The organism is Hyalangium versicolor, from assembly GCF_020103695.1.
In the GTDB taxonomy this organism is placed as follows: domain Bacteria; phylum Myxococcota; class Myxococcia; order Myxococcales; family Myxococcaceae; genus Hyalangium; species Hyalangium versicolor.
The window spans coordinates 109,018-127,152 of record NZ_JAHXBF010000019.1; the positions used below are offsets into that span (position 1 = coordinate 109,018).

16 protein-coding genes and 1 pseudogene are annotated in these 18,135 nt (G+C 67.5%); 9 read left to right on the plus strand and 8 right to left on the minus strand.

Going from position 1 to position 18,135, the window contains the following annotated elements; genetic code table 11:
• The first annotated feature begins 38 nt into the window (after nucleotides 1-38).
• Both KY501_RS34560 and KY501_RS34565 read left to right on the plus strand, forming a co-directional pair.
• Nucleotides 39-1,427, plus strand: a complete 1,389-nt coding sequence (locus KY501_RS34560) for a hypothetical protein (RefSeq protein WP_224367963.1) — start codon at nucleotides 39-41, stop codon at nucleotides 1,425-1,427.
• Nucleotides 1,417-2,760 carry a hypothetical protein gene (locus KY501_RS34565; RefSeq protein WP_224367964.1) on the plus strand — a complete coding sequence of 448 codons (1,344 nt, stop codon included), beginning with the start codon at nucleotides 1,417-1,419 and terminating at the stop codon, nucleotides 2,758-2,760. The genes KY501_RS34560 and KY501_RS34565 overlap by 11 nt, the downstream gene beginning before the upstream one ends.
• 36 nt (nucleotides 2,761-2,796) lie before the next feature.
• Here KY501_RS34565 and KY501_RS53745 read toward each other — a convergent pair whose 3' ends face one another.
• The 3 genes from KY501_RS53745 to KY501_RS34580 form a co-directional block, all read right to left on the minus strand.
• Nucleotides 2,797-5,463, minus strand: a complete 2,667-nt coding sequence (locus tag KY501_RS53745) for a type IV pilus twitching motility protein PilT (protein ID WP_304608673.1) — start codon at nucleotides 5,461-5,463, stop codon at nucleotides 2,797-2,799.
• Between the two features lie 4 nt (nucleotides 5,464-5,467).
• Nucleotides 5,468-5,848: a hypothetical protein gene (locus KY501_RS34575; protein ID WP_224367965.1), complete on the minus strand. Its 381-nt coding sequence runs from the start codon at nucleotides 5,846-5,848 to the stop codon at nucleotides 5,468-5,470.
• A gap of 107 nt (nucleotides 5,849-5,955) precedes the next feature.
• Nucleotides 5,956-7,041 carry a putative NPN-dependent ornithine cyclodeaminase gene (locus KY501_RS34580; protein WP_224367966.1) on the minus strand — a complete coding sequence of 362 codons (1,086 nt, stop codon included), beginning with the start codon at nucleotides 7,039-7,041 and terminating at the stop codon, nucleotides 5,956-5,958.
• Nucleotides 7,042-7,170: 129 nt separating this feature from the next.
• On the opposite strand from KY501_RS34580, the gene KY501_RS34585 reads away from it, so the two are divergent.
• Both KY501_RS34585 and KY501_RS34590 read left to right on the plus strand, forming a co-directional pair.
• Nucleotides 7,171-7,485 carry a hypothetical protein gene (locus KY501_RS34585; RefSeq protein WP_224367967.1) on the plus strand — a complete coding sequence of 105 codons (315 nt, stop codon included), beginning with the start codon at nucleotides 7,171-7,173 and terminating at the stop codon, nucleotides 7,483-7,485.
• Between the two features lie 141 nt (nucleotides 7,486-7,626).
• Nucleotides 7,627-8,328, plus strand: a complete 702-nt coding sequence (locus KY501_RS34590) for a hypothetical protein (protein WP_224367968.1) — start codon at nucleotides 7,627-7,629, stop codon at nucleotides 8,326-8,328.
• Nucleotides 8,329-8,334: 6 nt separating this feature from the next.
• Here KY501_RS34590 and KY501_RS34595 read toward each other — a convergent pair whose 3' ends face one another.
• The 5 genes from KY501_RS34595 to KY501_RS34615 all read right to left on the minus strand — a co-directional run bounded on the left by KY501_RS34595 (nucleotide 8,335) and on the right by KY501_RS34615 (nucleotide 13,945).
• The gene (locus tag KY501_RS34595; protein ID WP_224367969.1) at nucleotides 8,335-8,892 is read right to left on the minus strand and encodes a protein-tyrosine phosphatase family protein; all 558 of its coding nucleotides are present in this window, start codon (nucleotides 8,890-8,892) and stop codon (nucleotides 8,335-8,337) included.
• A 279-nt stretch (nucleotides 8,893-9,171) separates the two neighbouring features.
• Nucleotides 9,172-10,389: a metallophosphoesterase gene (locus tag KY501_RS34600; protein WP_224367970.1), complete on the minus strand. Its 1,218-nt coding sequence runs from the start codon at nucleotides 10,387-10,389 to the stop codon at nucleotides 9,172-9,174.
• Between the two features lie 87 nt (nucleotides 10,390-10,476).
• Nucleotides 10,477-12,558 carry an adventurous gliding motility protein AgmC gene (agmC, locus tag KY501_RS34605; RefSeq protein WP_224367971.1) on the minus strand — a complete coding sequence of 694 codons (2,082 nt, stop codon included), beginning with the start codon at nucleotides 12,556-12,558 and terminating at the stop codon, nucleotides 10,477-10,479.
• 45 nt (nucleotides 12,559-12,603) lie between these two features.
• Entirely contained in the window at nucleotides 12,604-13,113 is a 510-nt protein-coding gene (locus KY501_RS34610; protein ID WP_224367972.1) for a hypothetical protein, read from the minus strand.
• A gap of 52 nt (nucleotides 13,114-13,165) precedes the next feature.
• On the minus strand, nucleotides 13,166-13,945 hold the full coding sequence (locus KY501_RS34615; protein WP_224367973.1) for a class I SAM-dependent methyltransferase: 780 nt from the start codon (nucleotides 13,943-13,945) through the stop codon (nucleotides 13,166-13,168).
• Nucleotides 13,946-14,030: 85 nt separating this feature from the next.
• On the opposite strand from KY501_RS34615, the gene KY501_RS34620 reads away from it, so the two are divergent.
• From KY501_RS34620 to KY501_RS54380, 5 genes and pseudogenes are all read left to right on the plus strand, one after another.
• Nucleotides 14,031-15,332: a citrate/2-methylcitrate synthase gene (locus tag KY501_RS34620; protein ID WP_224367974.1), complete on the plus strand. Its 1,302-nt coding sequence runs from the start codon at nucleotides 14,031-14,033 to the stop codon at nucleotides 15,330-15,332.
• Nucleotides 15,333-15,474: 142 nt separating this feature from the next.
• Entirely contained in the window at nucleotides 15,475-16,212 is a 738-nt protein-coding gene (locus tag KY501_RS34625) for a hypothetical protein (protein WP_224367975.1), read from the plus strand.
• Between the two features lie 9 nt (nucleotides 16,213-16,221).
• Nucleotides 16,222-16,512 carry a hypothetical protein gene (locus tag KY501_RS34630; protein WP_224367976.1) on the plus strand — a complete coding sequence of 97 codons (291 nt, stop codon included), beginning with the start codon at nucleotides 16,222-16,224 and terminating at the stop codon, nucleotides 16,510-16,512.
• 202 nt (nucleotides 16,513-16,714) lie between these two features.
• Nucleotides 16,715-17,674 (plus strand): hypothetical protein, encoded by a 960-nt coding sequence (locus KY501_RS34635; protein ID WP_224367977.1) that lies wholly within the window; start codon nucleotides 16,715-16,717, stop codon nucleotides 17,672-17,674.
• Nucleotides 17,675-17,745: 71 nt separating this feature from the next.
• Nucleotides 17,746-18,081: pseudogene (locus tag KY501_RS54380) on the plus strand (Ig-like domain-containing protein); the annotation flags it as partial.
• Nucleotides 18,082-18,135: the final 54 nt, after the last annotated feature.

Below are 18,135 nucleotides of genomic sequence, written 5' to 3' on the forward strand. Positions count from 1 at the left end.
CCTTCTGGTGGATCGCGGGCGGTGCGAGGCTCGCAGACATGTCCCGCCTGCGGCTCCTGGCAGTGCTCGCTCTGCTGTCCACGACACTGCTGGGCAGCCGCTGCGACGAGCACGAGGCTGTCCCTCTCGAGGAGTTGCAGAGGGACGTTCCTCCCGCCTTCGACTATGCGCTGTACTGCGATGCCCACGGAACGCTCGTGGGTCATCGCTCCGCCGTGCTGCTCGTGCACCGCGCCGAGCACCTCGAGCGCGTGTATGCCGATGCGCAGGCGGGTGACACTCGGGCCGAGGCCCTCTTCCGCCAGTTGGAGGAGACCCTCCTCCTGACAGGTAGGGACCTGGCGAGCGAGGCTTCTGGCATCACCTGCAGCTCCCTGCCGGCCTGCGTGGTGCAGTGGCACAAGCTGGACGAGTTCATGCCTTCACACGGAGCGGGTGGCTTGCGCCTGCGCCAGGTGATGGCTGATGGCTTCGCTCGGGGAGCCAAGGTCCAGCACGTGCGCAACGTCGTGACCTCCGCGGTCCTCGACGTGCTGCTGGTAGGCACGGTGATCAAGGCGGGCGTCGCCCAGGCGGCAGAAGCTGGAGCCGCTGCAGCTGAAGCAACTCCGGGCCCGGTGCAGGCCGGAAGCATTGCCCTGGCGGGAGTGGAGGCGAGCCTCGCAGTCGAGGAACTCCCCGCCCTGGAAGCCCGCATGGCCGAGGCCGAGGCGCTGGAGGCAGGCGCTCGGCATCCGCCTCGCCTGGAGGTGCTCGCCAACTACCGGCCGTCCAGCACTCGGCCTCCCTCTGGAGTCGAGGCGGACAGTCCACGGTGGACCAGCTACGTAGCCTATTGGTCCCGACGCTACGAGGAACTCTCCGGCACTCGTCCGCTTCCAGCAGGACGTGCCGAAGTGAAGCCTCCGCTGACGTGGGAGGCCTACTCGCCCTTCCTTGGACGGTTCCAGCGCTCGTTGGAGTTCCAGCGCAACGCAACGCGCGTGCTCCAGCAAGCCCGAACGTCAGGAGGCAATCCAGCGTGGCTGCCAGACATGAAGCGGCCATGGGTCACGGAGAACACAGGCCTGAAGCCCGAGGGGAGCAACACCGTCACCTACGCGGACGCCCTCGTCTTGGACGAGGCCTCGCTGGGAAGCGGCATGCGCCCGAGCGTCCATTCGTTCAGCATGAAGCAGCGCGACTTCTCCGCCATGAGCGATAAAGAGGCATACAATCAGTCGAGGATTGATGCCCGAGAGGCCAAGACAAAGTATGGCGGCACCGTTGAAGTGCGCAGGCCGGGCCACCCTCTCTTCCAGAAGAAAGTGGTCGTGACCCGAGTGCATCTCGTTTATGACGGAACGAGCCTCTCGCCCACACTCAAGAATGCCCTATCCAGAGGAGCACATAGCTACGAAGTTGAAGTCCATTTCCATGTCCCCTGACGCGTGGAACAAGACGGACTCGTTCTTCCTCGAGCTCATCTCCTCCACGGACCCGCTGAGCAAAGGTTTCAAAGGGCTGGAACCCTTCCTGGACGTCATCGACTCGCTGGACGCAGGACTCCGCCCGGACGAGATGTACCTTCTGGGTCCCCGTCTGAAGTACTCCCGACCACTCCTGCGCAAGCGGTTCCAAGAGGCTCGCGGCATCGACACCACCACTGTCATGCTGACGCGTTCACGCTCCCCCTCGGTCATTCTCACAATCACAGGAAGAACGAGCGAAGACGTCGTCTTCTGCTCCATCGAGCTGCTGCTGGAGCCTTTCTCACTTCTCCGCAATCCGCGCAGTGATGGCCCTTGGACCGAGCCATTCGTTTCTCTCGTGCGTACCCTCTCTTCCCTCCTGCCTCTCTCGCACGGACTGGGCCACAGCCGCACCGACTTCTGGTTGAGCAGCGATTCACGTACGAAGCAGTCCTTCGCTGAGCCCAATCTCCAAGAAGTCTTCTGGCTCAACGTGTATGGCCCCAGATTGGTGGAGGAGATCGGTCGCCAGCGCGTGCTCTCCACTCCGTGCGCTCACATGGAGGAACTGCCCCACGGTGCCGTTCTCTGGCTCACCCGCCCCACCCCCTTGGACTTTGCCTCGGAAGAGGCTCGGCTCGCGCAGGCCCGTGCTCTCGTCCACTTGCGTCCCGAGCTCTCTTTGGATTCCACCCTCACCGCCCTCCGCCAACGCTCCCTGGAGTTCACTCCCATCCCCATCGAGTTCCACTCCGATGTCGCTGACATCCTCCTCAAGGAAGTGGAGTTCGAAGGTGTGCTCGGAGGCATGCGCAAGAACGTCCAGCGCTTCAACCAATACCGTCCTCCCCCCGTCTCCGAGTGGCTCCCTGCCTCCCAAGCCCCCGCGCCGGACGTGGACAACGTGAAGGCCGCTGTCGATACCTACGACGGGCTCTACGCCGAACAGCTCATCGCCCTGTTCCACTCCAAGGTGCCCGAGGTCATGGATGGCACTCCGGAGGCGTTGCCTCGTCTGGACTGGCACCTGTGGAAATCACGCTGGGGCAAGAACATCACCCACGAGCAGCGAGAGTCACTCGTCCCCGCCCTGGGTGCCTGGCTCGGCCGCTGCCTCGTGGATCTGCTCGGTGGCCGCTGGGTGCCCCGCCGCAAGCTCGAGGAATCCGCCGTCATCGTCGGTGACAGGGCGTGGCTGCCTTTCCTGCGCGCGCGCCATGCGCTCAATGGACTGGATGCACCGCTCGACTATTCCTGTACCCAGCTCTTCCGCGAAGCCCAGCGCCTGGCACTCCAGCAGGCACACTGAAGCACCAGCGCCTCATCGCTCCGCTCTTGTCGAGCCTCACTTCGTGGGAGCAGCCGCCTCCGTCGAAGCAGGACCCGCCGAAGTCGCGGTGTCCGCCTTGAATCCCGCGCGCTCCAACATGGCTCGCATCTCGGCGCGGGACACGGACTTGCTCAGCGCCTCGTTCGGCTCCACCACCTTCTTCTTCACCAACTCCAGCAGCGAGTCGTTCAGCGTCACCATCCCCAGCCCGCGCGAAGTCTGCATCACCGAGGGAATCTGGAACGTCTTCCCCTCGCGGATCAGGTTCGACACCGAGCCCGTGCACAAGAGCACCTCCTGTGCCGCCACCCGCCCTCCTCCAATCCGCTTGCACAGCGTCTGCGCAATCACGCCCTTGAGCGACTCGGACAGCATCATCCGGATCTGCGGCTGACGGTCCGGCGGGAACTGGTCGATGATCCGCTCCACCGTGGATGCCGCCGTGTTCGTGTGCAGCGTTCCGAACACCAGGTGCCCCGTCTCCGCTGTCTCGATGGCGGTGGCGATCGTCTCCAGATCCCGCATCTCGCCCACCAGCACCACGTCCGGATCCTCACGCAGCGCCGCCCGAAGCGCGTTCTTGAACGAGCGCGTGTGCACCCCCACCTCGCGCTGGTTCACCAGACAGCTCTTGTTCTTGTGAACGAACTCGATCGGGTCTTCGATGGTGATGATGTGGTCGTCGCGGTGCCGGTTCACGTAGTCGATCAGCGCCGCCAACGTCGTCGACTTGCCGCTGCCCGTCGGCCCCGTCACCAACACCAACCCCTTGGTGAGGAAGCACATGTCCAGCACGTGCCGGGACAGGCCGATCTCCTCCGCCGTGCGGATCTTCTTGGGGATCTGCCTCAGCACCGCGCCAATGCCGTTGCGGTCCTCGAAGACGTTCACGCGGAAGCGGGCAGCCTCCGTGTCATAGGCGAAGTCCGTGTCCTGCAACTCCTCCCACTGCTTCCGGTTCTTCTCCGGGGCAATGCTGAAGATCATCGCCTGGAGGCGCGCGGGTGCAATGAGGCCGTAGTCCTCGATGGGGACCATGTCACCATCGATGCGCATGTGCGGCAGCGTCTCGCTCGACAGGTGCAGGTCCGAGGCGTTCCGGGCCAGCATCGCCTCCAACAGGGCGAGCATCTGAGCTTCGGCGTCCCCCCGGAGCACTTCCACTCGGCCGGTCGTGGGACCTGGCGCGGCAGGGCTCGGAGCGTCCGGCACCACCGCCGGAGCTGGCACGACGGCAGGCATGGACGCAGGCGTGAGTACACGAGCCGGGGCCGCAACCGTAGAGGCCGGAGGCGGAGTCACGGCGACGGCAGGAGTGGCCGTCGGGCTCGGAGTGGCGGGTGCGGAGGCGGCAGGCACCGGAGGATGCGTGGCCGGTCCTGCGGAGGCCACGGGCGAAACCGCGATCGGCGACGGTGCAGAGACAGGCACCGGAGGATGCGTGGCAGGCCCTGAAGGCACTGGCACCGCGAGGCTCGATGACGGCACTGACGCAGACACCGGAGCGTGCGTGATCGGCCCCGCAGGCACCGGCATCACGAGACCCGACGACGGCACTGAGGCAGACACCGGAGCGTGTGTAGTCGAACCCGCAGGCACCGGCACCGCGGGGCTCGGTGACGGCGCCGAGACAGGCACCGGCGGAAGCGTCGTCGGCCCAGTGGGAGCCACCGGAAGGGCCTGAGCCGCGGCAGCCGCTACAGGCGCGGTGGCTACAGGCACGGGAGGAAGCGTCGCAGGCCCCGAGGGCACGACATGCACTGCTTGAGCTGCAACGCTCGCGGCAGGCACAACCCCGGCAGGCACCGGCGGAAGCGTCGTCGGCCCAGCAGCAGGAACCGGAGCCGCCGCCGGAGCCGAAGCCACCGGCACGGGAGGAAGCGTCGCAGACCCCGCCCCGGGAGTGGAGGTCCGCGACGGGGCCGCCACCGCGCCCTGCGAAGCCCCCATGGGCACCGGCGGAATCGTGACAGGCCTTGCCGGAGCCGTGCGGACCGCCGAAGCCGAAGGCACCACCGGAGCTGCCGGAGCAGGCGCGGGGCTCACACCGGAAGGCTCCGCCAGCACGGGAGATGGCGCGGGAACGGGAGTCACCGCGACAGGCCGAGCCAAAGGAGCCGCAGCAGCCGCAGCAGCCACAGGCGCGGGAGCCACCGGCACCGCCGCCACCGCGACCGGCGCAGGCGCCACAGGCGCCGTGTAGGTCCCGAGCGAAGGAGCCAGCTCGAACTCGGTGGAGCTCGTGCTCAGCCCAGGCATGGACAGGTCCGCCTCATCCTGCAGGATGGGCTTCGGCTCGGAAGCCTGGGCCGCCATATCGAGCATCTCGTACGGCGAGGCCAGCTCGAACTTCTCCTCCTCCGGAGCGGGCTCGGGCACCGTGGAGGAGGGCACCATCGACACCTTCACCCGCCCCTGGACGTTCTCCAACGTCACCTGCACCTGCCCGGCGGGCGCGGCGTAGGGGAAGGCTGTCGTGCCCTCGGGAGGGAAGGCACCCCGCTGCTCGGCGGGCACCAACTCCGCGATCGCTCCGAGGATCTGCGGCGTGGTGAGGTTCTGCTTCAGCACCAGCAGGAGCCCGGTGGGGGTGCGCATGTTCACACCGCCACCGGTTTCGATCAGCAGCTCCTGACCGGCGTCCTTGAAGAGCTTCTCGATGATGGGGTCGAGCCTGGCCATGGCGTCAGCGGGAGAGAGCTTCCACGTATGCAACGTGGCGTTTGTTGACCAGCGCCACCATGTCCCCCTGCAGCAACCGGAGGAACGGTGGCGCATCGTTGAGGAAGTCCGTGAGCCGATTGCGCCCCTCCGGCTGCACGTAGGAGAACAGGCCTTGCAATCGCTGCCCGTCCACCAGGCGGATCTCCACCGCGTGCTCGGTGCGCATCGTGAGCCGATCCACTTCCCGCAGCTCGTGGCGGGCATCCACTCGCGCCACGGCGATCGCGACGCTGTGCACGAAGGTCACCGCCTCCGCCAGGAACACGGCCACATCTCTCGCCTCTCCGCCCGGGAGGACGATCTGAGCCATCACGCGGCGTTTGGGGACTCGAAGCTCTTCCAAGGGGTTGATCTTTTTGTAGCACGTTGAGACATGCCCTCCCAGCCCCGCCGCGCCAGCGCCTCGCGGCCCACCCCACCAGGACACGCCAAAATTACAGGGCTGGTCGATCACCCGCGGGTCGCCAGCTCGCGCTCCACGAAGAGCCGGAGGATGTGCAGGAAGTCCTGGGCGTTCGTCACGACGCCGAAGGCCTGGTGCGTGCCGCGATCCTTCAGCTTGCTCACGACGAACTCGGACGAGTCCACGCAGATGGTGGCCAGCTCTCGCAGCGAGCCATCCGCCTCCGTGACGAACGAGGGCAGCATGTTGCCCGTGGCGATGGCGTGCAGCGCCGTGGCGATCATCACCGCCAGTGTGGCCTTCATCGTGTGTCGACGCATCGCGTCCTGAGCGGCCAGGTTGTCCGTCACCACGTCCGGCAGCGGCCCGTCATCCCGGATGGAGCCCGTCAACACGAAGGGCACCCGGTGCGCCACGCACGCATGCATGATGCCGTCCTTGATGACGCCCCGCTCCACCGCCTTGGCGATGGAGCCCGCCGCGCGCACCTGGTTGATGGCGCGCATGTGAAGGCCGTGCCCGCCCGAAGTCGCTTCGCCGGCACCGCTCATGCCCAGCGTCGTGCCGAAGATAGAGGCCTCGATGTCATGCACCGCCACCGCGTTGCCCGCCAGCAGCGCGCCCACGAAGCCGTTCTGGATGAACCACGTCATGTCCGAGCGCGCCCGCGAGTGCACCAGCGCCGGCCCCGTCACCCACACCGGATAGCCGCCCCGCTCGCGCTCCTCGAGCAGCAGCCGCGCCATGCGGATGTAGTCGATGGGCTTCTCGCGAGACACCTCGCTCGTCATGAACTTGAACTCGCCCTCCCCACCGCCCCCCAGCCACGAAGCGTGCACGTAGACGCCCTGGCTCCCGTCCTCGGCCTGGCCCATGGCCACCCTCTCGCCCTGGCGCACGCGCCGCCCCTCGCGCGTCCACAGCTCACCGGCCGCGTCCAGCACCAGCGCGCAATCCATCCGCGGCTCGCGCGGCATGCGCCAACCCCCCGCCACCCGCACGTAGGTGGGCAGGTTGGTGGTGGAGAAGAAACCCTCGGGCAGGACTCCGTCCGCCGGCGCGGGCTCGAAGCGCGCATCCGGCGCCCGCGCGAAGCGCTCGGCCGTGAAGTCGGGATGGGAAATGGTGCTCACTCCCCGAGGATGGCAGCCAAACCCTGGAACTTCCAGGTGAAATCTTTCCCGCAACTTCCGCGCGGGGCTCGGGTTCATGTCTCCAGAGACGATGCCGGCACAGCCGGCGCGAACCCAAGGAGAACGATCATGGTGAAGAGCATTTCGCTGGCGGTGGTGGCGGTGGTGGGCCTGATGGCTGCGACTCCGGCCGAGGCAGCCCGCGCGGACCGTCGGCAGGCGAACCAGCAGGCGCGCATCGTCCAGGGCGTGAACAGCGGCGAGCTGACGAAGCGCGAGGCGGTGCGGCTCGAGGCGCAGCACGTGGCCCTCCAGCGGGAGATCCGCCAGGATCGCGCCGATGACGGCCACCTCGACGCCGCCGAGCGCGCGAAGATCGAGCGCCAGCAGGACCGGCTCAACCGCCGCATCTCCGTCCAGAAGCACGACGCTCAGTCCCGCTGAGCCCGCGCGGCAGCGGACACTCCGGGGACGGGGGCGAGCAGAGACGCACGAGAGCCGCTAGACTTCGTGCCTGCCGTGGAACGCTCTCGCCCCGCACCTCCCACCTCCTCCGACGATGTCGGCACGTCTTCCGATGTCGGCATGTCTTCCGATGTCGGCATGTCCTCGCCGGTGAGGGTGCTGCCCTCGTTGAACGCATTGCTGGAAGAGGTCCGCGCGCCTGGCGCGGGCCGTGACGATGTGGATGCGCTGCTCCGAGGGCTCGCGCGGCCCATGCCGGAGGACAACTCTCCTCGCGAGCGCGCCGACCTGCTGCTGTCCATCCTCGAGGATTCCACCGTCTCCGCCCACACCGGCAGCAATGGCCGCACGGTGCGGGCCGCCGCGGTCAAGGCCCTGTTGGCGCTCGGCTATCCCTACGCGCTCGAGGTTCCTCCCGAGGCGCTCTCCGACAGGAGACCGGGCGAGGGGGAACTCCCGCGGAGCCTCTTCTCCACCTCCCAGGGCATGTGGGGCTTCGGGCTCGTCATGGCCGTGGGGGTGCTGTTGCTGATCGTAGGCCTCCTCATCGCCGCGGACTCGCGCTCGTCCGTGTTCCTGGCGATCATCCTGGCGCTCGTGGGTGGCTCCACCTTCCTTCCCGCGGCCCTCACCGTGTGGGGGCACAACTCGGGCAGCAAGGGCCTCAAGGCCCTGGGGACCGCCTGGCTGACCATCGTCGGCCTCCTCATCACGGTGCCCTGCGTGATCGTGGCCTTCACCAGCTCCATGTTCACGTTGATCCCGGGAGCCGTGGGAGGCGCGCTCCTCGCGGGCACCTGGCTCATGAACTCGGAGTCGTGAGGCCCCTCACTCCTCGGAGGGCGGCGGACGGCGCAGGTGGCTGTAGGCGATCTCCGCCAGGGCGTTGAACGTCGGCAGCTCCCACGAGAGCCGGTACTTCGCGCGCCAGTCCTCGGCCCAGGTCAGGAAGGCCTCGAGCTGCTCGGGGCTGGGAGACACCTGCCAGCGTGCGCGCTTGGCCCGCGTGAGCGCCTCGAGCGGACTGTCTCCCTGCGCCACCAGCACGCAGAGCGCCAGCATCGCGCTGCGGCCCACGCCGTGCGCACAATGAATGTAGACCTTGTGGCCGCGCGACAGGTGCTTCGTCACCCACTGCACGCCGTCGCGCAGCATCGGCAGGCTGACGGCGCGCAGATCATGGGTGGGCAGGTGCAGCAGGGTGATGCCGTGCTCGCGCAGCAGGTGCTCGTCGTCACAGTCCTCCACCCGCAAGTCGACCACGTAGCGGATGCCCAGCTGCGAGACCAGGTGCTCAGCGGCCTCGATCGGGAAGCGGCCCCCCACCGCCATCTGCGGCGTCAGCCAGTCGAAGTTCAGCTCCTGCTCCCATTGAGATCCACCCATCGGCAGGCCCTCCCCCGCTGCATCCACCTTCAATGGTAGAGATTCTCGGGGGTTCTGACAGGTCTGCCCCTGCCCAGCCCCATCATTCCAGGCATTTGGCCAAGGCCCCCTGGCGCGCTCTGGTTGTGGGGAAAAATAATCCAAAGACGCAACTTGTAGGACACAGAATTCGAGAATGGCTGTATCGCGGTTGAAGCCATCATCCCCCACTTCAGCCGCCCATCATGGGGCTCCCGTCTCATCCCAGCGGGAGCCCTGTGTCATTTCTGGGGTCTGCTCTCACTCCGCCACGAGCGTCAGTTCGGTGATCTCGGGAGCAGGTCCCAGGCGCATCGGAGGCCCCCAGTAGCCGGTGCCTCGGCTGGTGTACACGCGGATGCCGGCGATGGTCGCCAGCCCGCGAATGACAGGCTGCTGGAGCTTCACGAAGAACATGAAGGGGAAGATCTGCCCGCCGTGCGTGTGCCCGGACAGCTGCAGATCCACGTCCAGCCCCCGGGCCAGGAACGCCGTGCGCGGCTGGTGCGCCAGGAGCAGCCGAGGCACATCCTCCGGAGCGCCCGCGAGCGCCAGATCCGGCCTGCACGCATGCGCCGCATCAATCCGCCCGCCCTCATGGTCCGTCACGCCGGCCACGACGAGCCGCGCCTCCGAGCGCTCGACGACGCGGTGCTCGTTGTGCAGCACGGTGAGCCCCAGCCGAGCCACCTCGGCGGCCCACGCGGCGCCTCCGTGGTAGTACTCGTGGTTGCCGGTGACGTAGTAGACGCCGAGCGGCGCGCGCAGCCCGGAGAGGGGAGCCACCTCGTCGCGCAGCGTGCGCACGCTGCCGTCCACCAGGTCCCCCGTCACCGCGACGATGTCTGGCTCCAGCGCGTTCACCTGCTCCACCACGCGCCGCAGGAAGTGCCGATCCAGCGTGGGACCAATGTGGATGTCGGAAATCTGCACCACGCGCACGCCGTGCAGGCCCTGGCCCAGCCGCTTCACGGGGACCGTCAGCCGCTCCACGCGCGCACGGCCGCGCGCCGTGAGGAACGCGAAGGCGAGCGCCGGCACCACCACCACCAGCACCGCCACCGCCTTGCCGCGCGCGAACACCTGGGCCTCGGGCACCGAACCCACGAGGCCCCACACCGCGCCGACGATGTCCGCCACGAGCACGGCGCTGAGCAGCAACCCGAAGGTGCCCAGCCACAGCATGGACGTCCAGTACAGCACCTGGTTGAGCAGCGTGGGCTTGCGCCGGGAGGCCACGAAGCCCAGCGGGATGGAGCAGAAGAGCAGCGCCAGCGCGGTATAGCCGAGCGTCTCCCAGGGCTGGCCGAGGTTCGGATCCAAAACCAGCCGCAGCCCGAGGTAGCCGTGCAGGCCGCCGACGAGGCCCACCATGAGAAGAATGGCCACCATGCCTCGGACGATGAGGCCGATGGGGACCTGGCTCAGTGGGACACCGTCGTGCTGCTCACGCTCCAAGCCCTGAGAGGACTGCGCCATCCGTCACTCCATGCGCGGTGCCGGCCCTGCCACCCAGCCAAGGCTCCCAACATAACGAGGAGCCTTCCGCAGCGCCCGACATCCCGTCTATTCGCTCCGCCGCAGCCTCGCCGCGCCCAGTCCGAGCAGGAGCACCAGGGCTCCGAGCCCCGCCCCGGGAGAGGCGCCACAGCCACAACCGGCCTCGGGCGACTCGGAGGTCCCTACCTCGAAGTGCGTCGTGCTGGAAGAGGGGCCCTCTGCGCCGCTCTTGTCCCACGAGCGGATGACGGCGGTGTGAGCACCCGGAGCGAGCTTCTGCTCGGCGGTGAGCGTGTAGCGGAAGCGCCGCTGATCATCCAGCTTCACATGGGCCACCTCGGCGCCATCTACCTCAATGCTCACGGAGGCGCCGCTGGGGCTCATGCCCGCGAACAACGTCAGAGCCTCCACGACTTCGTTCTCCTGGGGCACGACCAGGATGGGCGCATCGCCCGAGACACCGCCATCCTGGGTGAAGCCTCCATCCTGGGTGGAACCTCCATCCGAGGTCGTGCCTCCGTCCGAGGTGCCACCATCTCCCGGAGCCTCTCCCACATCGAACTGGTTGACGGTGGACGGGAGGCTGTAGGCGCCGAACACCTCCGCCGAGGCCTGCAGCGTGTGGCCGCCCAACACCAGGTCCGAAGAGGGCTCATACGTGAACACGCCCGCGCTGCCCGCGACCACCTGGGTGTAGGCCACACCGTCCAGGAACAGATGGATGATCACTCCCGGATCCGAAGTACCCTCGATGTGCGGACGCTGCGACAGGCCCGTGGCCCCATCCTCAGGCTGGGTCAGCGTGGGCGTGGCAGGCACCTGATAGGGCACCTCATACGACTGCTGGCCCCCATAGGAGGTGCCCCCGTCGACGGCGCTCGGGCCCGCCCCGTAGGTGTCGCCCGAGGACGTCGACTGCCCGGGGAACCCGGCCACCACCGAGGCGGGGCAGCTGATGGGATTGCCCTGGAGGAAGATGAAGCCCCCACCGCCGCCACCGCCAGGGCCGGAATGCTCGGTGGGGTGCCGGGTATCACCGCCGACTCCTCCCGAGGCCCGTGCCAGGGTGCAGCTCAGCCCTCGAGCGGTTCGAACGGAGATGGCGCCTCCCGCGCCGCCGCCTCCGGCTCCGTCATCGATGGAAGACGCGGTGAAGGTCCCTGCGCTTCCCGTCACGCTGAACTGCCCTGTCCCTGTGACTTCCGCCGCGCGGATGATGATCACTCCGCCTCCGGCACCGCCCGTCGTGTTTCCATCCACATGACCGCCTCCGCCTCCGCCTCCGCCTCCGAAGACGAGGTGCTCGTAGGGCAGGTAGCTCAGGCGCGTGCCTCCCAGACCGCCCGTGTCATGAGGGGTCTCGTAGGTGTAGCCACCCTTGCCTCCCAAGCCGGAGTGGCCTCCTCCAGCGCCGCCGGAGTTGTGACACACGCCGCTGCCGCCACCGTTGGCCAGGTTGCCTCGCCCGGCCGCCGTGCCGAAGCGCCCGGCCACCACGCTCTCTCCTTTATAGGAGCCGCCGTTCCCAGCCCCCTGATCGAGCTGGCTGCAGTTGTCCCGGCCCGAGTGGTTGATGAACGCGCCGCCGCGAAAGCCCGCCCCATCCGCGGTGATGGCACCGCTCAGCGTCACCTGTCCGTTGGCCAGGAACGCCACGATGCCCCCCACGCTCCCATTCCAGGGCGTGGCCCTGATGGAACCCGTCGAACCCACCCGGAGAGTCGTGTACTCGGGGACGCTGACCACCTGCGTCACGTTCGCCGCGTAGCTGTACTGAAGCGGCGCGGTCAGCTCCAGGCTGGTGTCACGCAGGGACGCCACGCGCGCATACTCGAATCTCCCCACGGCGGTGCCGCCCAAGTCGATGGTCTGCTGGTTCCCCGAGGCAGGCGGGGACGACAGGCCCGTGGACTGATGCACGAGCACCAGGTCTCCCACATCGAAGACCTTGCCGTTGTTGTTGTTGAGGGTCAGAACTGTCGTTCCCGCCGCGGCGTTGACGGTGAGCAGCCTGTAGACGTTGATGACCGTGCCCGGGGCATCCACCCCCAAGGAGCTGTCCTTGCCGGTCCCCAGCCCGAAGGTGTCCGGTTCAGCCAGCGCTGCTCCCGAGACGAACAAGCCCAGCAGGAAGAGTTGGATGCGCATGGGGACATGGTGCCCCACCTTGGCAAGGGAGGTCGAGCCTTGGGGTCAGGTTCCCCGCGTGCCCTCGGCGATCTGCGTGAGATAGCGCGCGTTCACGGGGGCGAAAAAGGGCTGGCGCAGCAGGCGAGGCAGGGCGCGCTTGTCCACGCACAGCAGTTGGAGCGCATCGGCCCACTCGCCGAGCACGGCGATGGCGCGGACATCGGGCGCCTCGCGGTAGAGATCATTCAGGTTGTGGACGAGCGCGCTCAGGTCCTCCACCTCCCAGCGCTCGGTGTTCTCGCCGACGAGAACATGCAGCTCCAGCGTGTGCCGCTCCCGGACGTCCACGAGCTTGAAGCCCCGGGCGGCTCCGCCCATGGCCTGGGTGAGCGGGCCCACGAGCTCATCTGGCCGCACCCCCAGCGCGACGGAGAGGCCCCCGTGCAGGAGGCCCGCGTCGCACAGGCGCAGGAGGGACACCTCCGGGGGCTCGCCGGGGACGAACACCTCGGTGGCGGCCGTGCGGTCTTTCAGGAGCCGCTCTCGGGCGAGCAGGTCGGGCAGGGAAGCCATACCGCGCACCCTACCACCGGCGGATCCGGTGTCCTCGCCTCACCACGCCAGCTCAGGGGCGTGTCGCCAGAAGGGCAAAGACGCGGTGGGGAATGGAGAGAGGGTCCTCGGGAAACCGCCGGGCGAGGAGCGTGGCGAAGGCGTCGTCGAAGCGGGCGACCTGCTCCTGGGGGAGCGAGCCACCCACCTTGGCGCTCGCGCGGACACGGCCTCGCCAGCTCTCGTGGGTGTACGGCACCTCCACGTCGAAGGAGAAGGACTCCAGGCGGACATAACCTGCGGACTTCGCGTCGTGGAACCACTCCGGGTACAGGCCGACGTTGTGCCCGTAACGGTACTGCGGGAGCTGCGCCCCGGGGTTGAACTCCTCCATGAGGGCCTCGGTGGCCTCCACCACGTTGCCGGGAGACATGACCCAGTCGAAGTGGGCGATGACGAGCCGTCCCCCAGGCACGAGCAGGCGCATGGCCTCCAGAGCTGCGGCGGAGCGATCGAACCAGTGCCAGCACTGTCCGGCGGTGACGAGCTCGAACGCACCGGAGGGCAGCTCCGTGCGCTCAGCCGAGCCTCGCCGGAACTCGACGGAGAGCTCCTCCTGGACGGCGAGCCTCCGAGCCGCTTCCAGCATGGGCTCGGAGATGTCGAGGCCCGTCACCGTGCACCCACGCCGTGCGAGCCCCCGGGCCACCGTACCCGTGCCTGTGCCGAAGTCCACGGCGCGCAGACCTGGGCGCACCACTCCCTCCTTCGCAAGACGCGCGAAGAAGGCTTCAGGGAAGCCCGCACGGTGCTTCGCGTAGTCATCCGACGTCCGTCCGAAGTCCACCTGCATGACACGTCCTCCCGCTGCTTCCGGGACTCATCTCGACAAGGCATCAAGTCGAGTCGACAATCCACTTCCGGAGGCTGCGAGAGACATGGTGAAGCGGAGCGGAGGCCGGTCTCAATCTCGATTCGACCATCGAGATGAGGAACTCATGTCGGCGGCCGAGGCGTCGGCACTGCTGGGTGTGAAGCGGGCGACGCTCTACACGTACGTGAGCCGAGGGCTCGTGCGGTGCGTCCCCGAGCCGGGGACCAAGGAGAACCGCTACGTCCGCATGGATCTGGAGCGGCTGAAGGCGCGGCATGACGCTCGGGCGGGGCACGCGGCGGTGGCCTCGGGCGCATTGCGCTGGGGCGAGCCGGTCATCGACTCATCCGTCTCCCGGATCGACTCGGATGGGCTGGCGTATCGCGGGCACCTGGCAGTGGAGCTGGCGGTGCAGGGGCGCTCCTTCGAGCAGGTGGCGGAGCTGCTATGGACTGGTGAGCTGCCGAGCGCACCCGTCCGGTGGCCTGCGCCGGAGCTGCCGTTCCCTCCGTCCTCATTGGTGGGGTTGCTGCCACGAGATGCTCCGCCGCTGACGGTGCTGTCGGCGATGGTACCCATGCTGGGTGCCTCGGATCCGGCACGCTTCGCCTCGCCGCCTGAGCAGGAGCGCATGCGAGCCCGGCGCGTGCTGCGCCAGCTCGGAGCGTGGGTGGGCGGAGCCCAAGGAGCCACCCGGGTGGCCCAGGCGCTGAAGGAGGAGACGGTGGCGGCCTCGATGGCACGGGCGTGGGGCGTGGAGGTGAAACAGGCCACAGCGCCGCTCGATCGAGCGCTGGTGCTGTGCGCGGACCATGAGCTGAACGTGTCCACCTTCACGGCACGCGTGACGGCCTCCTCTGGGGCGGACCTTTACGCATGTGTGAGCGCAGCGCTGGCGGCGCTCTCGGGGCCGAAGCACGGAGGAGCCTGCGATCGCATCGAGGCGATGATGCAGGAGGTCCGGCGTCCAGAGCGCGCAGCCACCGTGGTGCGCGAGCGGCTGCGACGAGGCGAGTCCGTCCCGGGCTTCGGACACCAGCTCTACCCGGACGGAGATCCGCGGACTCCGCCCGTGTTGGAGATGGCATGGGCGGTACGGCCCGAGCCCTCGGCGGTGCGGGTGGTGCGCGCGGTGATGGAGGCCATGGCCGAAGCGGGGCATCCGCCGCCCGCGGTGGACTTCGGGCTGGTGGCGCTCTCGGCGGCACTGGGGCTTCCTCCGGGAGCGGCGGCGGCGGTGTTCGGGGTGGGACGCGCGGCGGGCTGGGTGGCCCATGTGCTGGAGCAGCGCGAACAGGGACACCTGTTGCGCCCCCGTGCGAGGTACGTGGAGCAGCCCCCGAGGAGCCGCTCTCCGGACGCATGAGGCTGGGAGCAGAGCACTCGACGGACCGAGCGCTGGGATGCACACTCCCGCAGCGAGCGTTCACCGGCAGTCACCGTCTCGCGCGGAGCGCTCCCATCCCTCCGTTCCGGCCCCCAGATTCCATCTCTCGATGGAGGACTCCTTGCCCACCCTCTCTTCACGCGCACTGCTGCTGAGCCTGGTCCTGGGGCTGAGCCTGTGTACGGCCTGCTCCGAGGATCTCGAGCCCGACGACCCCGGGCGCCGCGATCTGCTCTTCACCTTCGATGGGAGCCTGCAAGGTTGGACGGGCGGCTTCACGGATCTGGCCCCGGGCCAGGAAGATCAAGTGGCCTTCACCTTCGAACAACGCGAGTTGCCCACCGAGACAGGGATCATGGGCGGAGCGCTGCTGCTCTCGGGCAGGAACGTGAGCGATGACCTGTTCATGTTCGTCACGCATCCGGTGAACGACCTGAGTCCTGACTCTCCGTACTCCCTCACGTTCGAGCTGGAGCTGGCTAGCGACGCGTCCACGGGTTGCGCGGGCATCGGCGGCGCTCCGGGAGAGAGTGTGTTCCTGAAGGTAGGCGCTGCCGCCGTTGAGCCGGCGCGCGTGACGGACGAGTCCGGCCACTACCGCATCAATGTGGACAAGGGGAACCAGTCCGGGGGCGGCGCCAACGCACAGGTGGTGGGCAACATCGCCAATGGCTCGACGGACTGCACCCACCCGACGTACCGGCGCATCACGAGAGACAACCGTGCAAACCCCTTCCGGATCAACTCGGACGGCGAGGGCCGGCTCTGGTTGCTGCTCGGCACGGACTCGGGCTTCGAGGGGACCACGGCGCTCTACGTGGACACGATTCGTGTCGTCCTGGAGCCGATCGCGCAATAGGGTATGCCCGTGACGACGACTCGCTCCTATCCCCCGTGGCTGGTGATCTCGCGAATGCTCGGCACCGTGGCGCTCATCGGCGCGCTGGCGGTGACGCTCAAGCCCGGCGTGGCGTCTCCGGCGCTCGGGCCCGTGTTCATCGTCGCGTTCCTGGTGCTGCGTCTGGGGAGCGAGTGGGCGCTGGCCCTGCTCTACCCGGACGAAGAAGGCCGTCACCGCCGCTCCGCGATCCTCAATACGCTGATCGCGGTGGCTGTCACGGCCTTCTGGTTCTACATCCGCCAACGCGGGCACCTCTGAGCGGCCACTCGGCCGTGAGGCTCTTCACGCTCACCACGGGGATACCCCGTGGGTGGTATCGCCGCGCTACAGCTCCTTTTCTAACTTGGTGAGCCGCAGACGTTGTCCTGCGTTCTGACGTGCTCTCGGTTCGGAGCGCCTTCCACTCCCGTGGTGCTGGCGAGAAGGCGTCCCTCGTGCCCAGACACGGGGATGGATCCTCATGATGCCCCCCAAGTCTTCGAGTTCACCCGCATCCCAGACTGCCCCTCTCTCCAGCAACCCCCTCAGAACGCTTCAGCAGCAACATCGCGCGAGTCAGTCGCGCCTTGTCATCCTGCTCGTCCTGATTCTCCTTCCCTCGGTGGCTGCTGCCAGGAAGCAGAGCCAGACTCGAACCCATCTCGACAGGGCTCGAACCTTCTACGAGAGCCTGGGCTATGAGCGTGCGCTGGCTGAACTCGAACGAGCGCGGCAGAACGCTCTGTCGAACGATGACGCTGTCTCGAGCCTGCTCTACGAGGGGATCATTCTCTTCGAGTTGAACCGCCAGGAGGTCCGCCAGCAGGCGCGTAGCCGCTCTGAACAAGCCTCTCTGGCTGCTCGGGCTGAGCAATCTCAGGAGAAGCCCCAGTCGCAACTCCCGCTGTCGATACCTCCTGCCCAGCCCGATGCGCAGCCAGCAACAGCCCCTCTCTCGGCCACTCCACTACCGAGCCAGAGCTCTACACCTTCCATTCAGGAGCCCTTCGCGGCAAAGGAGGCTCCGCAGCTTGTAATGCCTCAGGATGCTGCTCCAGCGAACACATCGGTCCCTCCAGAAAGCCACCCTGCCATTGAGCTGAAGAAAGCACCGAGGGGAACCACAGCTGCACGCGTTCTCGTGCCTGCGATCTCGGGTGGAGTGCTCCTGGTTTCCGGTGGACTCTTCTACGGCCTGGCCAAGAGCAGATATTCCGAGATCGAGGACCCCAAGACCCGCCTGCGCAATCTCGATGAGGCAAAGAGCAGCGCTGCACGTGGCCGGACCTATCAGACCGTAGGGTTCGGGCTCATGGGCGCGGGGCTCACAGGCCTGGGAATCGCTGCAGGTCTGTATGTCCTAGGACCGCGATGCGAAGCAGCCCACCTTGGAGTGGGAGCCGACGGCACCTCCGCATTTCTTTATGGGAGATGGCCATGAGAACAACACGAGAGCACCGGAGCGCTCTAGCAATCCTGGCAACAACACTGCTCATCGGCCTCTCGGGGTGCATGGATTTCAATGAGTCCTTGGCTCACTTCTGCCGGAACCATCCCGTGCGCTGTTACCCTGCTGCCACAGGGACGTTGAGCAAGACGATCGTCACGGCGGACGGCGTGGACTCTGCTGTTCTCACTCTCACCGTGAGGGATGTCTACGGCAATCCAGTGGCTGGGCAGGAGATAGACATCAGCTTGTCCAGCGATGGCGAAAGTATCTCCGCAGGCAGGGAGACTACCGATGCGAACGGGATTTTGACCGCAGAGCTCACCTCCACGCAGGTGGGGCTCAAGGAAGTCCACGCCACCCTGGAGAATACCGAACTCATCCAAGGGCTCTCCGTCACATTTGTCCCTGGCGTCTCAAGGCGCTTGCACTTCGTCACCTCTCTCCCAGCTCGA